This is a genomic window from Natronomonas gomsonensis (assembly GCF_024300825.1).
Taxonomy (GTDB): domain Archaea; phylum Halobacteriota; class Halobacteria; order Halobacteriales; family Haloarculaceae; genus Natronomonas; species Natronomonas gomsonensis.
Genome location: NZ_CP101323.1, coordinates 3,501,263 through 3,517,335 on the forward strand (window position 1 = coordinate 3,501,263; position 16,073 = coordinate 3,517,335).

At 58.5% G+C, this 16,073-nt stretch carries 19 protein-coding genes, 7 tRNA genes and 2 pseudogenes; 8 read left to right on the plus strand and 20 right to left on the minus strand.

The features are described from left to right. Positions 1-139: 139 nt before the first annotated feature. Both NMP98_RS18595 and NMP98_RS18600 read left to right on the plus strand, forming a co-directional pair. Positions 140-742 (plus strand): hypothetical protein, encoded by a 603-nt coding sequence (locus tag NMP98_RS18595; RefSeq protein ID WP_254859341.1) that lies wholly within the window; start codon positions 140-142, stop codon positions 740-742. Then, complete coding sequence (locus NMP98_RS18600; protein WP_254859342.1) at positions 720-980, plus strand: DUF8150 family protein; 261 nt, start codon at positions 720-722, stop codon at positions 978-980. Before NMP98_RS18595 ends, NMP98_RS18600 begins: the two co-directional genes overlap by 23 nt. An 18-nt stretch (positions 981-998) precedes the next feature. On the opposite strand, the gene NMP98_RS18605 is transcribed toward NMP98_RS18600, so the two are convergent. The 14 genes from NMP98_RS18605 to NMP98_RS19490 all read right to left on the minus strand — a co-directional run bounded on the left by NMP98_RS18605 (position 999) and on the right by NMP98_RS19490 (position 6,106). Continuing rightward, positions 999-1,142 carry a hypothetical protein gene (locus NMP98_RS18605; protein ID WP_254859343.1) on the minus strand — a complete coding sequence of 48 codons (144 nt, stop codon included), beginning with the start codon at positions 1,140-1,142 and terminating at the stop codon, positions 999-1,001. Positions 1,143-1,167: 25 nt separating this feature from the next. After that, entirely contained in the window at positions 1,168-1,509 is a 342-nt protein-coding gene (locus NMP98_RS18610; RefSeq protein WP_254859344.1) for a hypothetical protein, read from the minus strand. Positions 1,510-1,558: 49 nt separating this feature from the next. After that, positions 1,559-1,897 carry a hypothetical protein gene (locus NMP98_RS18615; RefSeq protein WP_254859345.1) on the minus strand — a complete coding sequence of 113 codons (339 nt, stop codon included), beginning with the start codon at positions 1,895-1,897 and terminating at the stop codon, positions 1,559-1,561. A gap of 15 nt (positions 1,898-1,912) precedes the next feature. Further along, positions 1,913-1,985, minus strand: a tRNA-Gly gene (locus NMP98_RS18620). A 27-nt stretch (positions 1,986-2,012) separates the two neighbouring features. Continuing rightward, a complete protein-coding gene (locus NMP98_RS18625) occupies positions 2,013-3,542 on the minus strand; it encodes a TROVE domain-containing protein (protein ID WP_254859346.1) in 1,530 nt (509 codons plus the stop codon). Between the two features lie 113 nt (positions 3,543-3,655). After that, a tRNA-Arg gene (locus NMP98_RS18630) sits at positions 3,656-3,786 on the minus strand. A 423-nt stretch (positions 3,787-4,209) separates the two neighbouring features. Further along, positions 4,210-4,285 (minus strand) — tRNA-Glu (locus NMP98_RS18635). A 47-nt stretch (positions 4,286-4,332) separates the two neighbouring features. After that, positions 4,333-4,737 carry a hypothetical protein gene (locus NMP98_RS18640; RefSeq protein ID WP_254859347.1) on the minus strand — a complete coding sequence of 135 codons (405 nt, stop codon included), beginning with the start codon at positions 4,735-4,737 and terminating at the stop codon, positions 4,333-4,335. Positions 4,738-4,749: 12 nt separating this feature from the next. Beyond that, a tRNA-Met gene (locus NMP98_RS18645) sits at positions 4,750-4,820 on the minus strand. Positions 4,821-4,923: 103 nt separating this feature from the next. Next, positions 4,924-4,996 (minus strand) — tRNA-Glu (locus tag NMP98_RS18650). A gap of 48 nt (positions 4,997-5,044) precedes the next feature. Beyond that, the gene (locus tag NMP98_RS18655) at positions 5,045-5,185 is read right to left on the minus strand and encodes a hypothetical protein (protein ID WP_254859348.1); all 141 of its coding nucleotides are present in this window, start codon (positions 5,183-5,185) and stop codon (positions 5,045-5,047) included. 411 nt (positions 5,186-5,596) lie between these two features. After that, positions 5,597-5,670, minus strand: a tRNA-Asp gene (locus NMP98_RS18660). Between the two features lie 3 nt (positions 5,671-5,673). Beyond that, positions 5,674-5,749: transfer RNA gene (locus NMP98_RS18665), tRNA-Gln, on the minus strand. Positions 5,750-5,980: 231 nt separating this feature from the next. Further along, on the minus strand, positions 5,981-6,106 hold the full coding sequence (locus NMP98_RS19490) for a hypothetical protein (protein WP_303049592.1): 126 nt from the start codon (positions 6,104-6,106) through the stop codon (positions 5,981-5,983). Positions 6,107-6,403: 297 nt separating this feature from the next. Between NMP98_RS19490 and NMP98_RS18670 the strand changes: the two genes are divergently transcribed. Both NMP98_RS18670 and NMP98_RS19690 read left to right on the plus strand, forming a co-directional pair. After that, positions 6,404-6,712 carry a DUF8065 family protein gene (locus tag NMP98_RS18670; protein WP_178917848.1) on the plus strand — a complete coding sequence of 103 codons (309 nt, stop codon included), beginning with the start codon at positions 6,404-6,406 and terminating at the stop codon, positions 6,710-6,712. Positions 6,713-6,714: 2 nt separating this feature from the next. Beyond that, positions 6,715-6,894: pseudogene (locus tag NMP98_RS19690) on the plus strand (hypothetical protein); the annotation flags it as partial. Positions 6,895-6,911: 17 nt separating this feature from the next. Here the strand turns inward: NMP98_RS19690 and NMP98_RS18675 are convergent. The 3 genes from NMP98_RS18675 to tnpA all read right to left on the minus strand — a co-directional run bounded on the left by NMP98_RS18675 (position 6,912) and on the right by tnpA (position 11,156). Continuing rightward, positions 6,912-8,303, minus strand: coding sequence for an ATP-binding protein (locus tag NMP98_RS18675; protein ID WP_254859349.1), 1,392 nt, complete (start codon positions 8,301-8,303; stop codon positions 6,912-6,914). A 1,201-nt stretch (positions 8,304-9,504) separates the two neighbouring features. After that, complete coding sequence (locus tag NMP98_RS18680) at positions 9,505-10,749, minus strand: RNA-guided endonuclease InsQ/TnpB family protein (protein WP_254859350.1); 1,245 nt, start codon at positions 10,747-10,749, stop codon at positions 9,505-9,507. After that, a complete protein-coding gene (gene tnpA / locus NMP98_RS18685; RefSeq protein ID WP_254859351.1) occupies positions 10,749-11,156 on the minus strand; it encodes an IS200/IS605-like element ISHmu6 family transposase in 408 nt (135 codons plus the stop codon). The genes NMP98_RS18680 and tnpA overlap by 1 nt, the downstream gene beginning before the upstream one ends. Positions 11,157-11,460: 304 nt before the next feature. Between tnpA and NMP98_RS18690 the strand changes: the two genes are divergently transcribed. Both NMP98_RS18690 and NMP98_RS18695 read left to right on the plus strand, forming a co-directional pair. After that, positions 11,461-11,730 (plus strand): type II toxin-antitoxin system HicB family antitoxin, encoded by a 270-nt coding sequence (locus tag NMP98_RS18690; protein ID WP_254859352.1) that lies wholly within the window; start codon positions 11,461-11,463, stop codon positions 11,728-11,730. 3 nt (positions 11,731-11,733) lie between these two features. Beyond that, complete coding sequence (locus tag NMP98_RS18695) at positions 11,734-11,985, plus strand: type II toxin-antitoxin system HicA family toxin (RefSeq protein WP_254859353.1); 252 nt, start codon at positions 11,734-11,736, stop codon at positions 11,983-11,985. Positions 11,986-12,032: 47 nt separating this feature from the next. Here the strand turns inward: NMP98_RS18695 and NMP98_RS19580 are convergent. Together NMP98_RS19580 and NMP98_RS18705 are read right to left on the minus strand one after the other, a co-directional pair. Next, positions 12,033-12,515 (minus strand): annotated as a pseudogene (locus tag NMP98_RS19580) (toxin-antitoxin system TumE family protein). A gap of 3 nt (positions 12,516-12,518) precedes the next feature. Further along, positions 12,519-13,109 (minus strand): DUF7342 family protein, encoded by a 591-nt coding sequence (locus NMP98_RS18705; RefSeq protein ID WP_254859355.1) that lies wholly within the window; start codon positions 13,107-13,109, stop codon positions 12,519-12,521. Between the two features lie 408 nt (positions 13,110-13,517). Here NMP98_RS18705 and NMP98_RS19695 point away from each other — a divergent pair, with 408 nt between their 5' ends. Then, positions 13,518-13,799, plus strand: coding sequence for a DUF8118 domain-containing protein (locus NMP98_RS19695; protein WP_497007566.1), 282 nt, complete (start codon positions 13,518-13,520; stop codon positions 13,797-13,799). A 134-nt stretch (positions 13,800-13,933) separates the two neighbouring features. On the opposite strand, the gene NMP98_RS18710 is transcribed toward NMP98_RS19695, so the two are convergent. Further along, positions 13,934-15,040 (minus strand): hypothetical protein, encoded by a 1,107-nt coding sequence (locus NMP98_RS18710; RefSeq protein WP_254859356.1) that lies wholly within the window; start codon positions 15,038-15,040, stop codon positions 13,934-13,936. 713 nt (positions 15,041-15,753) lie between these two features. Here NMP98_RS18710 and NMP98_RS18715 point away from each other — a divergent pair. Then, positions 15,754-16,059, plus strand: a complete 306-nt coding sequence (locus NMP98_RS18715; RefSeq protein WP_254859357.1) for a toxin-antitoxin system TumE family protein — start codon at positions 15,754-15,756, stop codon at positions 16,057-16,059. The last annotated feature ends 14 nt before the right edge of the window (positions 16,060-16,073 follow it).

Here is a 16,073-nt window from a genome sequence, read left to right on the forward strand (position 1 = left end):
CACTGTTTACGGTGTGGAAGGTGTCATCACCCGAAAACAGACAACGGTGGCTGACCGACTTCTACGTCAATTGAACTCCCTAGAAGGCGTCTGATACTCCCGCCCGACGATTTATACTGCTACCTGCTGACCCAAGTTTATGGGCGGTATCGAACTTCGGGACGGGACCCTCATCGTTGAGCGTGCACCGAACCAGCTCGACGAGTTGGCGATTGGGTTCTCCGAGATTCTCGACCAATTCGAGATTGAACACGTCTACATCGCAGGGTACGTCTCGATCCTCGCTGGTCGGGCACGATCTACCGAAGACGTTGATGTTCTCATCGAACGAATCGACGCCGAGACTGCCGACAAACTTGCCACGACACTGGAAGAGGCGGGCTATTGGGGCCCAGCAATGCCGCTGGAATCGATGTATGAGATGCTTGATGGCGGTGATAACATCTGGGTCGCTCCAGAAGACCAAATTACACCACATCTCGAAGTCAAGTTCGTGCGCGATGAGTTCGACCGTGCGTCTTTGAAAAACGCGATTACGGCCCGAATCGGCGGCGAAGTGATTCCGATTGGGCCACTGGAACTCCAGATTGCGTATAAACTCCATCTGGGCGCCCAGAAAGACGTTGAGGATGCGGTCCACCTGTACACGCTTTTCGAGGAAACGCTTAGTGTGTCCCGCCTCGAAGACTGGGTCACGCGACTTGCTGTCGAGACCGAATATGAGCGACTCAAACGCGCCTGACCACCTCGCCACGAAACACGAACGCAACCGCAAACAGCGGATTGCGGGCATCAAGCGATGGGTCGAATACATCACGTCTGAGCCACCGGAGACGTGGGGGCCACAGCAGAATGCGGTCGTCAATGACCAACTCGAGGCCGCCCAAAGCGTCGACACATCGGCCTCTCACCACCAACACGTGAAGACAGTTGCAAAAGACATTCTCGAAGAGAACGACTCCGACGACGAGTCGAGCTAAGTGCGGCTTTTTTGAGCGTCATTGCCGTGGTTTTGACGTTGTCATCACGTCCACGGCCGACCGCGGCTGCCCGGCGAGTTCACAGAACTGCTCGCTGTGGTTGATGCGCTCAAACAGCTCTCCCAAGAGCTCGGGCGCAACCATCTCGTTGTCGTCGAACACCGCTCGTGCCTCGTCGGTCAGGTAGTCACTCGCTGCCGGTGTTGTTGAGCGCGCTGTTCAACTCGAAGAGTTCGCGAACGACGTCGCTGTCTGCGACACGGTACCGGCTCGGGGACGTATTCGGGACTTCTTCGATGAGCTCGACCTCAAGCAGAAGGTCAGTGTAGTTACCGACTGTTTGCCGCGTGACGCCGGCGTGCTCGGCAAATTCGCTTTTGTTGAACTCGCGGTTCGGCGGGAGATCGAGCAATGCGTCGACGAGAATCGGGGTGGCGTCGTGTTGAGTGAGGTAGAGCCACCCGCTGGGATGTTCCTTTCGGAGTTCCTTCTTTTCCCCACGGTCAACCGCGTGTTCCATGCTGTTCATACAGAGAGACATCCGGATAAATCGTCGGGAGTGGCGTGTTCATGACGTTTCATTTGATCCGCTCAATCGATTCAAGACCGGGAACCTCGGCAAGCCAGCATCTCACTTCTGCATCGGTCATCGCCGCGGTCCACCGAAGCGTGATACCGACGGTGACGACCGTGGCCGAAAGCTTCGGGTCGAGACTGTGCAGCTCGTCAATCGAGACCCCATCGATATCTTCGCCCCGCGAGAGGCGCTCTTCGGCGTCGGTGACGATATCGCTGTCTGCGCCACATGGGATCCGGATCGTGACGACAGCAGCCGTAGTCGATTCGGTGTCGTTGTCACTGGTGATTGCCATAGTGTCACCTCTGTTGAAGAGCGTCGCTCGGGCTGTTTGGTCCACGAGCTGCGCTCCGAGTGCGCGAGGGGCGATTCGAACGCCCGTCTCGGTCGTGGCACGACCGCGTGATACCGAACTACACTACTCGCGCGTGACGAAGAAAGATGAGAAGACCGCGCTATGCAGGCTCAAAGGCTTCGATTTCATCGATGACCTGCTTCGGATTCTCGGCGTGTTCGATGAACGGGAGAACGTTCTCCGACCACCCGGAGACGTTGTAGACGTTCTCGTAGCCTTCCGGCGTCACGAGATCGCCGTAGGACGCAAGATCGACGAGATACAGCGCGGTGTCCGCAGACACTTCGTCACGATACGTATCGAACGCGTCTTTGACCGTGTGGGTATCGCGCGCCGTGGATGGCGTGCTGTCCCAGATCTGCATGTCGGTGAAGACGACGACTCGCTCAACGGGTTCTCCTCGGTCGCGGAGATACTCGAACGCCCTCCAGCCGTTCGTCGAGTTCCCGACGTCCTCGTCGATGGCCAGTAACGCACCTTGACGCTGCAGTACTGGCGTGTCGACGTGCATCGGAACGGTCTGGAAGTCGTCACCGAACCCGCCGACTTCGGCACCTTGGTCAGCCAGAATCGCACCGAACAACGCACCGATTTCCTTCAGCCTGAGCGTGCTGTTCGTGGATAGCGCTATGTCCATCGACCCTGAGAGGTCCACGGCGATGAACGTGTCTCCGAGTCCGTCAGGCACCGTCTCGACAGCGACGTCGATTGCGTCTTCGAGCCACTGCTCGACCGCCGGTGCCTGGACATCCGTGTCTTGCAGCGCGGTGTAGGCCTGGTAGTACCGGAACGGGTACAGCGGCGCGTGCCGGACGGCCTCTAAGTCGAGGTGATTCACGACGGTGTCCTCCGGAACGCCGGCTTCGAGCATGTTCCGGAGGTTCCGGATCGACGCGAAGATGGGCAGCGTGTACTCGTCGTCCTCGATGAGCAGTTCCCAGGCGTCTTGGGTGTTGCCGCGCTCGGAAATGACCGTCTCCCACGTATTCGGCGCCGGCAACGGGTCGACGTCGGGATAGTCGTCGAGGCCGCCACGCATGAACCGCTCGAAGAGCGCTTCCTGCTCGGCGTCGACAGGCGTGGGGTGGACACGGTTGAAGACGTCGTGTAGCGTCACCTCGCGCCGCGACAGCTCGTACTTGCCCAGCGTGTAGGCGTCGGCCATCTCCACCAGCGCGTCCTCGATCCCACGTCGAAGCGGCCACGGCGCAGTCCCGCCGAACAGCTGATCGTGGACCGCGAGCGCGGTGGCTGTCTCGTCCATCCGCTGGATGATCGCCGGCGCGCATTCGCGGATGAGCGACTCGGGGGAGTCGTCCTTGAACCGATCGTCGTTGGCTGCCAACACGAGCAGTACTTGCGGGATGTCTCGCAAGTAGAGCTCCTGGCGCGCATAGGCCGCGAGCTTCAGGACGAACTCCGGGTTGTCGTTTGCGGCGGCATCGAACTGGCGAACGACAGCAGCCAGCTGCTCGTCATCGGACTCGTAGAACGAGCCCTCCAGCAGTTGGTTGATTGTGCGCTTGTACAGTGCGAGTCGAGGGTCGACAGGCTCGAACGCTTCTCCACCTTCGTAGTTGGTGGTCCGCGTTGCCTCCGCGACCGTTTGCTTTGGCGTGTTGAATTCCATCCTATCACCCGGAGCCGCAACAGGCGACTCCGATCGCAGCTGCCCACACGCTCTGTGAGCAGCGAGTATCGGGAGAGAAACTTCCCGAACCAGCCTCGCATCGCTCGGCTGGACGTTCCCGGCACGATTCGAACGTGCGACACCCGGCTTCGAAGGCCGGTGTCCTCGTGAGGGTCGAAGACCCGAACGAGGGCTCGTCAGAGTTCACTCTGACGGTGCTCTGTCCTGACTGAGCTACGGGAACACGAGTGGCCGGACAATTTCTGGAGCGAACGACGGGAGTCGAACCCGTAGAGTGCCATCGACGTAGCGCTCCAGATCGACGGCCACTGGCGACACGGCGACCGGAAAACTGTCGGAGCGGGACCGGTGTCGAGCGTCCTCTCGTACGCTCTTTGTCCGGGATGTTCTCGATGGACTGCGCCACCGACAGGATTTGAACCTGCGAGTTCCTGGCGAAGCAACGCTCCGACTCGACGGTCGCCACGTGCGGTCGGGCAACCGGTGGTGCGACGGGCTATGACTCCCGTTGGTGTGCTTTGCGGGCGAAGAAACGCACCACCTCGACGACCACACGCTTGGGGAAAGCCGACCATGACAGCGTCACGGATCCGTGGCTGCCCGCTATGTCAGACACGGGAAAACGCTGTCAGAGCCAGCCCCCGAGTGCTCCCGAGGGGAATCGAACCCCTGGCCTCCAGTGTGAAAAACTGGTGTCTCTCGCCAACGGAGACTCCGGGAGCGCAGTAGGGACGAAATCAAGCGCTGAGGTGCGGCGGACACGCACGGATTATTGCAAGCGCTCGAAGCCCTCGAGTTGCCCGTGCGTGAACGTTACTTGATACGTGACGAGTGTATCGAGGTCCTTGAAGGAGTGTGTGAGCTTGAAGCGGCCGTGGTAGTCGTCTCGTTCGATCCAGTCGTCGTGGACTCGGTTCAGACTGCCGGCCATGTAGCGGAAATCGTCCTCGTCGACGTCGTCACGGCTCGCGTATGGCCGGTCTTCCGGCGGGACCGCTTCGGTGTGCCACTCCTCTTCGAGGAGCCGACCGTCCGTCGTAATCCGAAATGTGGTCATGCTTGGCCGTTCGATGCCTTTCGTCTGCCAGTCGACGTCCTCGGCCGGCGTAATCCCTTCGGGGTACTCCGGTAGGTGGACGTCGTCGTAGAGTTCGACTGTATCGAATAGTCCCATATTTGTCCTCCATTGCGGGACCAGGAGTCGAACCTGGACCTCGGGGATATGAGCCCCGTGGACTGCCATTACCCTATCCCGCAGCACACAATTCGGAACTCACTCATGGGTATCTCTCAGTTCTCCACAGCTGTCCGTCCCTCAGTCTCGTCGGTTGGAAGTGAGAGGTCTCGGACTGTTGGAGAATGCTCCAGCCCGGATTCGAACCGGGGGCTCGGCCGTGAGAGGGCCGTGAGTTTGGCCGCTACTCCACTGGAGCGGGGTGGCCTCGTCTGGAACGGGTCATCGGCCAGTGGATGGATGGCGGTCACCTCGTTCCGTGGAAGTACGCGCCGTCGCCGGTGACGCAGATTCTCACACTTCCAATCGTGTCGATGGACGTTGTTTCGCCGAGCGGGACGTGGCGGAACGCTTCCTCCTCGCAGTCAGGGCAGACATTCTTTGGCATCACGCCGTGTCCCGGAGTCGAACCGGGAACCCGTCGTCGGGGCTGGCATAGCAGGCCAGTGGGGTCTCCATTCCCCAGACACGGCACACTGAGCCGACAAGGGTTCGAACCTCGGTCCTGTGCGCCCGATGCACAGATCGTCGTCCGCTGGACCATCGGCTCACGGGACTGCCGAGCGTTCGGCAGTTGATTATCTATCTGTACGACTTTCCAACTGCGCAACCGCGACCTCTCGGTCGTTATTGCGCGTCTCTACGCGGGGGCGTGCTTCGGGATCTCCCGGGAATACCACACCGGCTCATATAGGTTGCAGACCCTGCTGGGCCCAGCATCGTCGGAACGATCCAACTGATCGCACCAACGAGCTGCCTACCTCGATGGGTATCCCCACGTGGCCACGCCACGCGTCCACGCCGACGCCGGGATTCGAACCCGGATCACGGCCGTGACAGGACCGTATGCTCGCCGGATTACACCACGTCGGCATGTCGCCCCGGCCGGAATCGAACCGGCGACCTCCGGATTCAAAGTCCGGCGTCCCTCGCCAGCGGAGACTCCGGGGCTCGACGTAGCCGCAGCTCTCGCTGCGGGTGATGTGTGCTAGCGACTCCTCGTACGCTCAGCGCGTACGGAATCGCTCGTTCGTCCCACTGTCAGGAACGAACGCAGACCAAACTGCCACGAGCTTCAGTCGCCGTACTCGCGTGACGCTGTGAGCTAAGCGAGTCCTAGGCGAAAGCAGGCGGCACTCCCGTGTTCCCCAGCCCCTGACGGGTAGTCCGCGTGGGAGCCGGGTTATGCGGGTGAGAGTGTCCGGAGGTCGCCGGAGTGCGTCGCACTCTCGTATTCGATGGCGACGCAGGCCCGACGATTTTCGTCCGGTTCCTCCGCACGCTGGTCTTGTAGGTACTCGCTGAACACGCGACCCGCGACTAAGCGAGAACGAGCACGCCGCGGTTTGAAGCGAGTATCGACCATGTTGCGGAATTTTCCGTTTACGAGGTTTGTTTCGGACGTCAGTTACGGATTATCGTGGCAACTGTATTAAAGTTAGTCAGGGTGTGGTAATCATAGGCACTGTTTTGGCGAGTGTAGTTCGCGGTCCGATCATTGAAACAACAATCTCTTTTCTCAAGCTGTAGTCCAGAGGTAGATCTGTGATGACAGGGATGGCACGTCACAACATCTATTGCTGTAGGGAACAAACGAGTAGATAAGATGGCGACCAACAACGACAAAATCCAGTTCCGGGGGGAAGCTGAGAAGGAAGCAACGCAGGTCGTCGACCAGATGCGTCTCGGGGGAATAAACATTAGTGAGCTTGCCCGACAGGGGCTCCGAGAGAAACTTCGAGAAGCCCTTTCGGACGAAGAGAAAATCACTCTTCACCAGCGGTACAAGCAGGGAGATATCTCTGAAGATGTTGCAGAGATTCTTCTCGATGATGGCTTAGAGGAGATCGAGCGCGAGCGGAATGCCTTTGAGGAAGCTTCAGAACTTGATACGACTGGGGTATTCCAAGAGTAGCGATGGCGGACAATGAAGTACGCTATCCAATTATCGTCGATACTGATGCACTGATCGCTGTCGCAAACACCAATCTCTGGTCTCGTCTCACGGAGACGCTGAATCTGACGACAACGAACGTCTGTTACCAAGAACTCGAACGGCATGTTCGAGAGAACTCTGAGTATGCGCCCGAAGGGACGAGGGAGCAATGGATCCATCACGGGAGCAAAAAGGCACTTGAGCCGTTCGCTAAATCTGCTAGATTGAAGAGCCGCACATCCCCGCGCGTGTCAGCGACCTGTTGGAGGTCGTCGGTAAATCCGGAGCGGCTGAACAGTACGTAGAGCGGGTTCCCATCTGCTGGGGCCTCCGACCACTGTACTTCCGATGCTGTTCGTTCAAGATCGGCGAGGACGCCTTCACTCACCGGCTGACTGGTGAACTTACACTCGCCGGCGACGAGTCCTTCACTGGTGAGACCGAGAACGTCGAGTTCGTGTTCTTTGAACCACCATTGGCCGACGTTCCGAAATCGCCGGTCGATGAGCCCTGGGAGCGCCTCTTGGCAGAGGCGCTCGAACAGCGGACTGACGTAATCCGGAAGATCGGGCGCAACGAGTTCCTCGTAGGCGTCGGCTCCGAGTAGCCCGAGTTGGTCTTGTTTCCCGTAGACGAACCGGAACCAGAATCGGAACAGCGGTGCTGCGATTCGATACCGACCGCGTTTTGAGGCCGTTGGCGATGCCGTCACGGGGATGTGGCGTTCGACGAGACGCAGCCGACGAAGCGTCTGGAGGTACGTGCTGAGCGACCCGGACTCGACGCCAGCCATGCCCGCGATTTCGTTGGGTGTCCGTCGTCCGTGGGCGAGGGCGCGGAGAATACTGAAATACGTATTCGGTTGTCGGAGTTCGATTCGGAGCAGGAACTCCGGTTCGGAGTACAACAGCCCCTGTTCTGAGAGAATCGTCTCTTGGACGTTCGATTCCAATGGCTCGTCGGGATCGATCGTTTGGAGATAATACGGCGTCCCACCGTAGATTGACCATGCGGTGATTGCGGTCTCGGGGTCGTACGCCGGGAAGAACTGACGTGCATTGGCAACGGAGAGCGGTTTGAGGTCGATCGTTGCTGTTCGGCGGCCATACAGCGGTGCGCTCCCGGAGAGGACCTTGTCTTCCATGACGCTAATCGACGAGCCAACGAGGACCAGTGTCATCCCGGTCTCCTGTAACGCCGTGTCCCAGACGCGCTGGATTCGCGAGGGCAGTGACTCATCCTCCTCGATGAGAAAGGGGAACTCGTCGATGATCACGATCGCGTCTTGTCCACCGAGGGCTTCGAGCAGTATCTCCCAGTCGCGACGGACGGTTTCCAGCGAGGGGAACTGTGTGGTGGCGGCGTCGACGAACTGTTCGAGCTGGTTCTCGGCGGTCGATTCGACGGCTTGGTAGTAGATCGCGTCGTCCCGATCGGTAATCGACTGGCGGACGAGTTCGCTCTTCCCGAGACGCCGCCGGCCGTACAGCACGACGAAGTCTGCCGTCTCGGACTCATAGCAGCCGGTGAGTTGCTCGAGTTCGGTTTCCCGATCGACGAATCGCTCCATGGCTACCGTACCACGTCCATCAGTGTAGAACTTTTGATTTCGGAAATCTAGATTTCCGAATTTTTGATTTCTTTACTAGGCTTCCGTTTGCGGCCAAGCGCATTCCCGTCGGAAACGGTCTCAGGGTCAAGTGGACGCTTCGAGTAGTTGGCAAATTGGGTGTCGTCCCGCTAGGAAAATGGTACTCTGAAATTGCATACTCAAAAGTATGATTATCTAGGGTATAATCTTCCACAATCTGGATGCTCCACTCGATACATTCCGGTCAGTGGCTGATTCGCCCTGTGTAGAAATCATACTCGTAGAAATTCAGGTGTGCGAAATCGGAAATTCCATCACACGAACCGCTACTACAGCGAACAAACCAGCGGTTAGCAGCCTTTTGATGCTGATTCTACCGGTTGAGACTTAACCTATTCACCACTCCCCCATGACAAAGCCCGATATCGACGATATTTCGGACAATTTCAGCTGGTTGTCTCTACAGAGAGTCGCTTAACCGCAATAATACAGGTGGTTACAGGCTGTAGTTCGGGGCCAAAATTAGCATTATGGATGGTGAAGGTGCGTATGGAGATGGAATGTGTCGCATAGTGGTGAACGTGAGTATGTCGGACTGTGCTGTGATGTTCGGGGTTCGGGAGTGAGGTCCCGGGGGTTGGGTTGCTCTAATTCGAGGTGTCCTGGAACGGTACAGGCGGCCGCTTGCTGGTGGTTCGCTGGGTATCGACGCGGTGTTGGTGCGAGCAGGCTTGTGTACTCGAATCGAGGCGGAAACGAACTCATATGCTCGATATCGGGCGTCTGGGCTACGTTCGGTTGATGGGAGATACAACTTCGTTTTGATAATTATGGAATCTATACCGCCATGTAGTTAGCTACACCGTTGCGCTTGCTGTCGGTTTCATGGATATCGTTCTTGTTATCGTTTTACTGATACCATCCGTAACCGTTCTGCAAACCTGCGTTGAGACGCGCTCTATCGCTTGATTGAGACTTCGATCTTTTGCCCGCTATTCGTTCACTCGTGGGTCCCGCCTGGCGTCTGTACAGAATCCCCGTTTCACGTATTCTTCCGGGAGATTCGGCGCTGTAGTATTTTGGAGGGTGCAGGTGGCGCGCTGATGTCTCCACTGGGTGGCTGTTGACCAAGGCAGTTCGAGGAGTGCCCGGGTGGGTCATGGCAGTGAACTACCCTACCCTACTCACTCGCCGCTAACGCGGCTCGTTCCTTGAGGGTAGGGCTTCCTGCTTCCATGACGCGCTTTGCAGACACCGAATCGGTGTCCGTAGGGAGCGCAGTCTCCACAGGCGTTTTTTCGGAGTGTCCCACTCCTACATCTTGTAGACCGCGAGAAAGGATATTGTATGCCGCGTTCGCGTCTCTGTCCGCCTCGAACCCGCAAGCTGGACAGGAGTGTTCACGGACCCACAACGGCTTGTCGGTCGAAACGCCGCACGACGCGCACTCTTTGGTTGTCCCTCTCGGGTTGACCGCGACGAAGTGCGTTCCCTCCCGCTCGCACTTGTATTCGAGCAACGAGAGAAACGTTCGCCACGCGGCAGACGCCGTGTTGCGACTGTTCGACGGACTTTCCATCATCCCCTTCACGTTCAGGTCTTCGACCGCCACGAGGTCGTACTCCCGAGCGTAGTACGCCGAGAGCTTGTGCAAGAAGTCGCGGCGCTTCCGACGGAGGTCGGCGTGACACTCCGCAACGCGCCGTCGTTGCTTCTCGTAGTTGTTCGACCCGTGTTGCTTGCGCGAGAGTTCCCGTTGCTCGCGCTCCAAGCGTTCACGCTCGTCTGAGAGGTTGAGCGACCCGACCGCCGTGCCGTCGGTGTCGTGGGCGTACGTGAGAATCCCAACGTCGATACCGACGCACTTCTCGGGGTTCTCAGGCGTTTCAGGCGGTTCGCGGTCCATTTGGACGCCGAAGGTGGCGAACCACTCGCCCGTCGGTTCCTTCTTGATCGTGACCTGCTTGAGTGTGGCGTCGTCGGGGATGGCGCGGTGAAGCCGAATCGGTATGTCCGCGAGTTTCGAGAGTGATAGGACAGTCTGACCGCCCTTCTTGTCGAGCTTGAAGCCAGACTGACTGTACGTGAAACTGCGGAACTCCCGTGGCGGCTTCCATTTGAGCTGGCCGACACCGTAGCCGTTCTCCTTGAGCTTGGAAAGTCCGTTGAGGTTGTCGAACAGCCGTTCCACGACGGTTTGGAGAACTTTCGAGTACACGTCGGACAGGCCATCCCACCACACCTTGAGGTCAGGTAGCTCCGACCGCAAGGCGGTCATGGACGGCAATTCACCGTGTTCGTCTTGGTACTCGTTGAGGCGGTAGAGCGTGTGGTTGTACAGTTGCCTACAAATGTTCCGGTGGCGGTCCAACTCCTCGCGGTGGGCGTCGGACGGCTTGAGTCGGTACTTGTAGGCGTAGTACATCAGCTCTCCCGCTGGTCTTCGACGTACTGTTTTAGCACATCCAGAGACACCTGCCCCGTCGAGATGAGGCAGTACGAATCGTTCCAGAACGAGTCACCCCACAGTTCGGTCTTCAGTTCATCCTCGTACTCGTTTCGGATACGGCGGGCGGTCGCGCCCTTGACCGTGTTGATGAACTTCACGAGGTCTGTGGTGGGTTTCGCTCGGAACAGAATGTGAGCGTGGTCGTCCTCTCCGTCGAGGTTCGTCAGTTCGACACCGTAGTTGTCCGTGAACCCGCTGATGACCTCGTGAATGAATTGGGTTCGCTCCTCGGTTAGCACTCCGCGCCGATACTTCGTGGTGAGTATCAGGTGGTAGTGTAGGGAAAACGTCGAGTGCGCTCCCGAGTCGAGGTCGTACTCCATTGGGTTCGGTCAATATTATACTACCCCACTGAAAAAACGTTGTGATTGCGTGGGTCTGTGGGCCTGCCACCGAATCGTGTATGAGAACTGTGCGGCGCTGTATCCCCTCCCTGCTCGCGTCTCCCGTTCGGTCGGTGCTCGCTGAGGAAGGGGGCTTAGCGCCTCAATTCAGCTAAAGCCGTGGGCTTTCGCCTCGCTACCTCTGTAAATCGGTCACGTTGCCATTCATCCATCGGTGCTCATGATTCATCGCGAGGAACGTTCGCCGAACGCTTATACGGCCCGTCACCCAATAACATCCGAAATGGCCAGTTCGACCCAAGACGGGGAGTTCCACGACGGAGAGATCCGACTCTGGCAGGAGGACGACTGGTGGATCGCCAAGGACGTTGAGACGGGCGTCACCACCCAAGGTGACTCCCGGGAGGCAGCCTTGGAGAACCTCGACGACGCTGTTGGGTTGTACAACGGCGAGCGCGGTCGGGCGCCGAGCGACGATGAACTTCGGGCGGCGGGCCTCGATCCGGCAGAGAACGCCACGGGCGACCAAGATCCTCCGGACGTACTCGACTGATCGATGGGGCGGCGGACGTTCTCCGGAATGGAAATTGTGAAAGTACTCGTGAATACAGGAGGCTTCGAGTGGCGACGGACGACCGGTGACCACGCGCAACTGTACTACGAACACCCGTCAAACGAAGACGACCGCCGGCAAGTGACGGTCCCACTGCACGACGAACTCCGTACCGGGACACTTCGCGACATCGCCGAGAGTGCGGGGGCACACGACTTCGACGCATTCTGTGAGTGGATCGACCGGAACGCCTGACAGGGACGTGTCTCATTGCGTGGACTCTCGCTCTGGCCGAACAACTCTCACGGTGGGTTACCTCCGGCGTTCAACGGCAGATAAGAGTCCATATGATACGCAACCCGCCATAGTTTGAGTAAGGCGCGAGCGACTAACACTTCGGGCGTCTGGGTAATACAGGACTTTTCGACCTCGTCAGGCGTTGAGCTCGCAGTGGGTGGCGGGTGGTAGTGTTCGAGTCCGGGAACGTGAATGTAGTCTCATCTATGTGGATGCGCTCCCCAGCGAAGATTCACACCCTCCGTGTCGGTATAGTGGAATTTGTAGTCGTTCTCTGTTGTCCACTGGATGTCGAATCGAGCCTCACCGGCATCACACAGCCCGTCGTTGAGCGAAACTGCAACGACCGATGGATTGAGATACTCGTCAAGTTCGGCTGTCGCAAGCGGCTCCATCTCTTCGATGGTATCACGAATCGTGAGCAGCGCCGGACGATCCGTCGCTCCGCGGAGTGTATGTGCTTCGGATTCGTTCGGCGATCCCAGCATCGCTTAGACCGGGACGCTATCGTCGCTTGAGCGGCGGTCGCCGTCGACGAATCGTTCTGCATTCCTGATTGAGAGGGCAGCGTTCGCGAATGCGAGATTGCGACGGAGGGTTTTCAACTCACGAATCGTCTCCGAATCAATCTCGCGATCTGGGGACTCGGAGTCGGAGAGTGTTTGATTCGTCTGGTCGACAGCAAGCGCTTCCGGGGAGTCGACACCGAATTCGGACCGATACTCGTTGAGCTGGGCTCGCATCTCTCGAATCCGCGTGGCGAGTTCGTCAGTCGAAAGCTGCTCAAGGATATCCGCAGCCTGTTCGACGACCAACGATTCGGGAGACCGGCGATACAGCATTCCCCCGTTCTCGCCGGTCGTCGTCTTTACGAAGCCCTCATCCACGAGGGTATTCAGGTGCTTACGGGCCGTTTTTGGAGCCGTTCGTGCGGCGTCAGCAACTGTATCGGCCGACGTCGGGCTGTAGGTGTGGGCGATGACGTGACGAATACGCTCGTACGGTGTCGTCTCCGATGCCCACTCTTCACCGACCGCCTCATTGATGTCTTTGAACTCCTCTGGCGGCGTTCGGTCGTTCATACAGTTACAGAAGACGTAGAGTAATATAGTACTTTGGCGACGTATTATTTTCCTAAATAAGGTGTGGGCGGCTGCGTTGCCATCCACCTGGCGCTGATAAAGATTCGGCGCGTGACGTACTGGTTCCGTTTTGTCGTGCGCCCGACGGGCGGGCGCAGGCGAGTCCAGCCCTGCACCCGTGATTCCATGCAAAGAGACGAACTAGACAGCCAAGACGACATCAAGAAGCGGACTAAACGAGCACGAACGGAGGATATGACGGTCACCCTCCGTCGAACGGGCGGCATATACACGGTGCAGTCGGAATCCGGAAACGTGTATCGCGTCGATGTACTCCGTAAGGGGTGCACCTGCCCGGATCAACAGAAAACAGCTGTCGAACGGTGTAAACATCTCCGGCGGGTCGACATGGAAATCAAAAACCGAACAGTTCCAACACCGGATGGCAGACTTCCAGAACGCCCACGTGCGGATGGTGGCGTGAAGGAATCTGTGAGAGATCCTTCCCAAGCACCCACCAGTGGCCGGATCGAAGGCCCGCTGCAGGAACTCGACAAGCATGGGAATCCCACCGGGGAGTCGTACGTTCGGTGTCGGGCCTGTGGACGAGAGGCGATGCGCGAGAAGGATCTCGAAGACTGCTGTCCGGAAATCTCTCAGACCGGCGAAAACACGTCGAGAACTCGGTAAGAGCCGCAGCGGGGGTCTGTGGCTAACAAATTAACCAACATAGTGGCTGTTTTGTTGGTTAACACGGAGAGATTGATTCCAGCCGCTTTCAGAGAGAACAGGACAGCAAAACGAATAGTGGTGTCGGCGCGTGGCTAGCGACTGGAATCGTTGTATCGCTCGCGAGCCCGTGATTTTGATTCCTCGGGCACCGTTTGTAACTCTCCGCCGTAGCGATCGATGCTTCGTGTGATCGCCGCGGCGACAGCCTCCTGGCCGCGCCGGGTGTCTGGCGGGTCGGGAGCCAGCGCCGGCCGCATCGACTGCTGTGCCCCCTCGGGTCCAACCAATCGCCCGGCGGCGTTCGTCCGGAGCCAACAGAGCGGGCCGTCCCCAACCGTTCCGGTCTCCTCCTGTTCGAAGTAGTGTTCGACGGCGTCCAGCGACCCGTTCGAGAGGGCGGCTTTGATCTCCTGATTTCGGTCCCGTGATTCAGATCCGTTTCCGGCGCCGCCCGTGACGACAACGCGGGTCTCGGCGTGTTCCTCGACACTGATGTGGACCGGCTCTGCAAGCGTCCTTGCTGGGGGGCCGGCGTAGACAGGAGCTAGCGACACGGGGTCGGCGAGGAGCTTCCGGAACAGATCACCGTCCCCGGGAACCAGTGTATCGACACCATCGACGACGACCGGAAAGGTGCTGTCGGTCGCTGTCGTTTGGGCGCCCTCCCAGAGCCGACAGCAAACAGCCGCCGCCAAGAGGTGGGTGCTGAGAGTGCCATCAATCGTTGGATTCGTCTCTTTGAACGGGTCGATGTCACCTGTAATCAAGATGATCTCGTTCTCCGTGAGAGCCCGAGCCGGATCGTAGGTCGAGTCACCGAGCAGTGGATTGCTTGGGGCGGGGTCGAGCGGCCCGCTGATGAGCGACGCTGCAAGCCGTAAAGGTTGGCCTTCGCGTGTTTGGGCCAGCTCGAACGGTGTCAACGAATCCAGGGCTTCGAGTTCCTCGAGGGCTTCGAAGGAATCCCTGAGATCGGGCTCCCTGAGCGCCTTCGTATACTCGTAATGCGGCTCCTTACCCTCGAACAACGCGGGCAGGATCGCCGAGAGGATGGGAGCGACAGCGGTGTCGAACCGGTCCCACACTGTTGCCGCATCCATGTACGCATTCACTCTGGTGGCGACCGGATCGGTCGTGAACGCGTCCCGATCTGGCGGTGCCTCGAATGGGTTGATCGCCACGCGCGCTACTGCTGGCACATCTAACTGCGAGGCCACTTGCCATCGACCTACGTCGATCCAGACGACGTCTTCGAGGCGTTCCTGGGGAAGTCGAGCCAGAAGGTCGCGTGGCGTTGGGTCAGACGGATGGATGTAACAAAACCCGCGTCCCGCTGCAGCCAATTCGACACACCACCGCTGAACGATGGCAGTCCGCCGGTCGCGGTTGCCGGCGACGTAACAGCCGCCATCGAGCGCGCCAGGCGGCAGCGACACCGTTTTATCGAGAGCATCGGGATCCCGACCGAGTGTGAGTTCCGGCGCTGTGTCACCGCTGTCAGTGGACGACATCGTTGGGCGAAACCTTCAGGCCATTATACTAATCGTTTATCGTTGAAAGAAATGATGCCCCCACATCGCTCGTGCTTCGCGTCTCGCCCCTCAGGTTGTGGGTGCCACCGGCGATGTGTTGATATTGCAGCCTAGAGATGCGAAGAGCCGCACCGATCCATCGCACAAATTGTACTATGCTAGTAACTGGGAGGATCAACAAAAGATGGACCGGGACGTCGGGGAATTCGCGGATTTGTATGAAGTGCTCGCCGACGAATCCGACGAGGAGTAACCACTGTTCTCTTGATAATCCCATCCCGACCTCTGATTCCGGTGATAGGACTCCTGTTTCGGCCTTTGTACCTATGTTTTAGGGTCCATAGGTTTATTGCTATGGAGAGAATACCATAGGGTAACGGATGGCGTCCTACACGTCGATCGCGGACTGGCAGGATGTCAATGATGGCTACGTTGTCGATGTGACCATCCGACAGACGGCGGATGACACGTACCCGAGTGGCTGGGACTATGCCCTCCATCTTGGGGAAGTCGGTGGCGACACCATCCTCCGATATGACAACGCCCACGAACGGACGAAGGGTCACGAGCGCCACACGCGAAACGATATCGAAACCATCCAGTTTCCAGGTATGCTGGCACTCTACGACCGATTCAAACACGAAACGGAGGAGATGGCACCCGTTTCGTGGGACTGGCCGGAGTAGGACGTCTCCAGGAG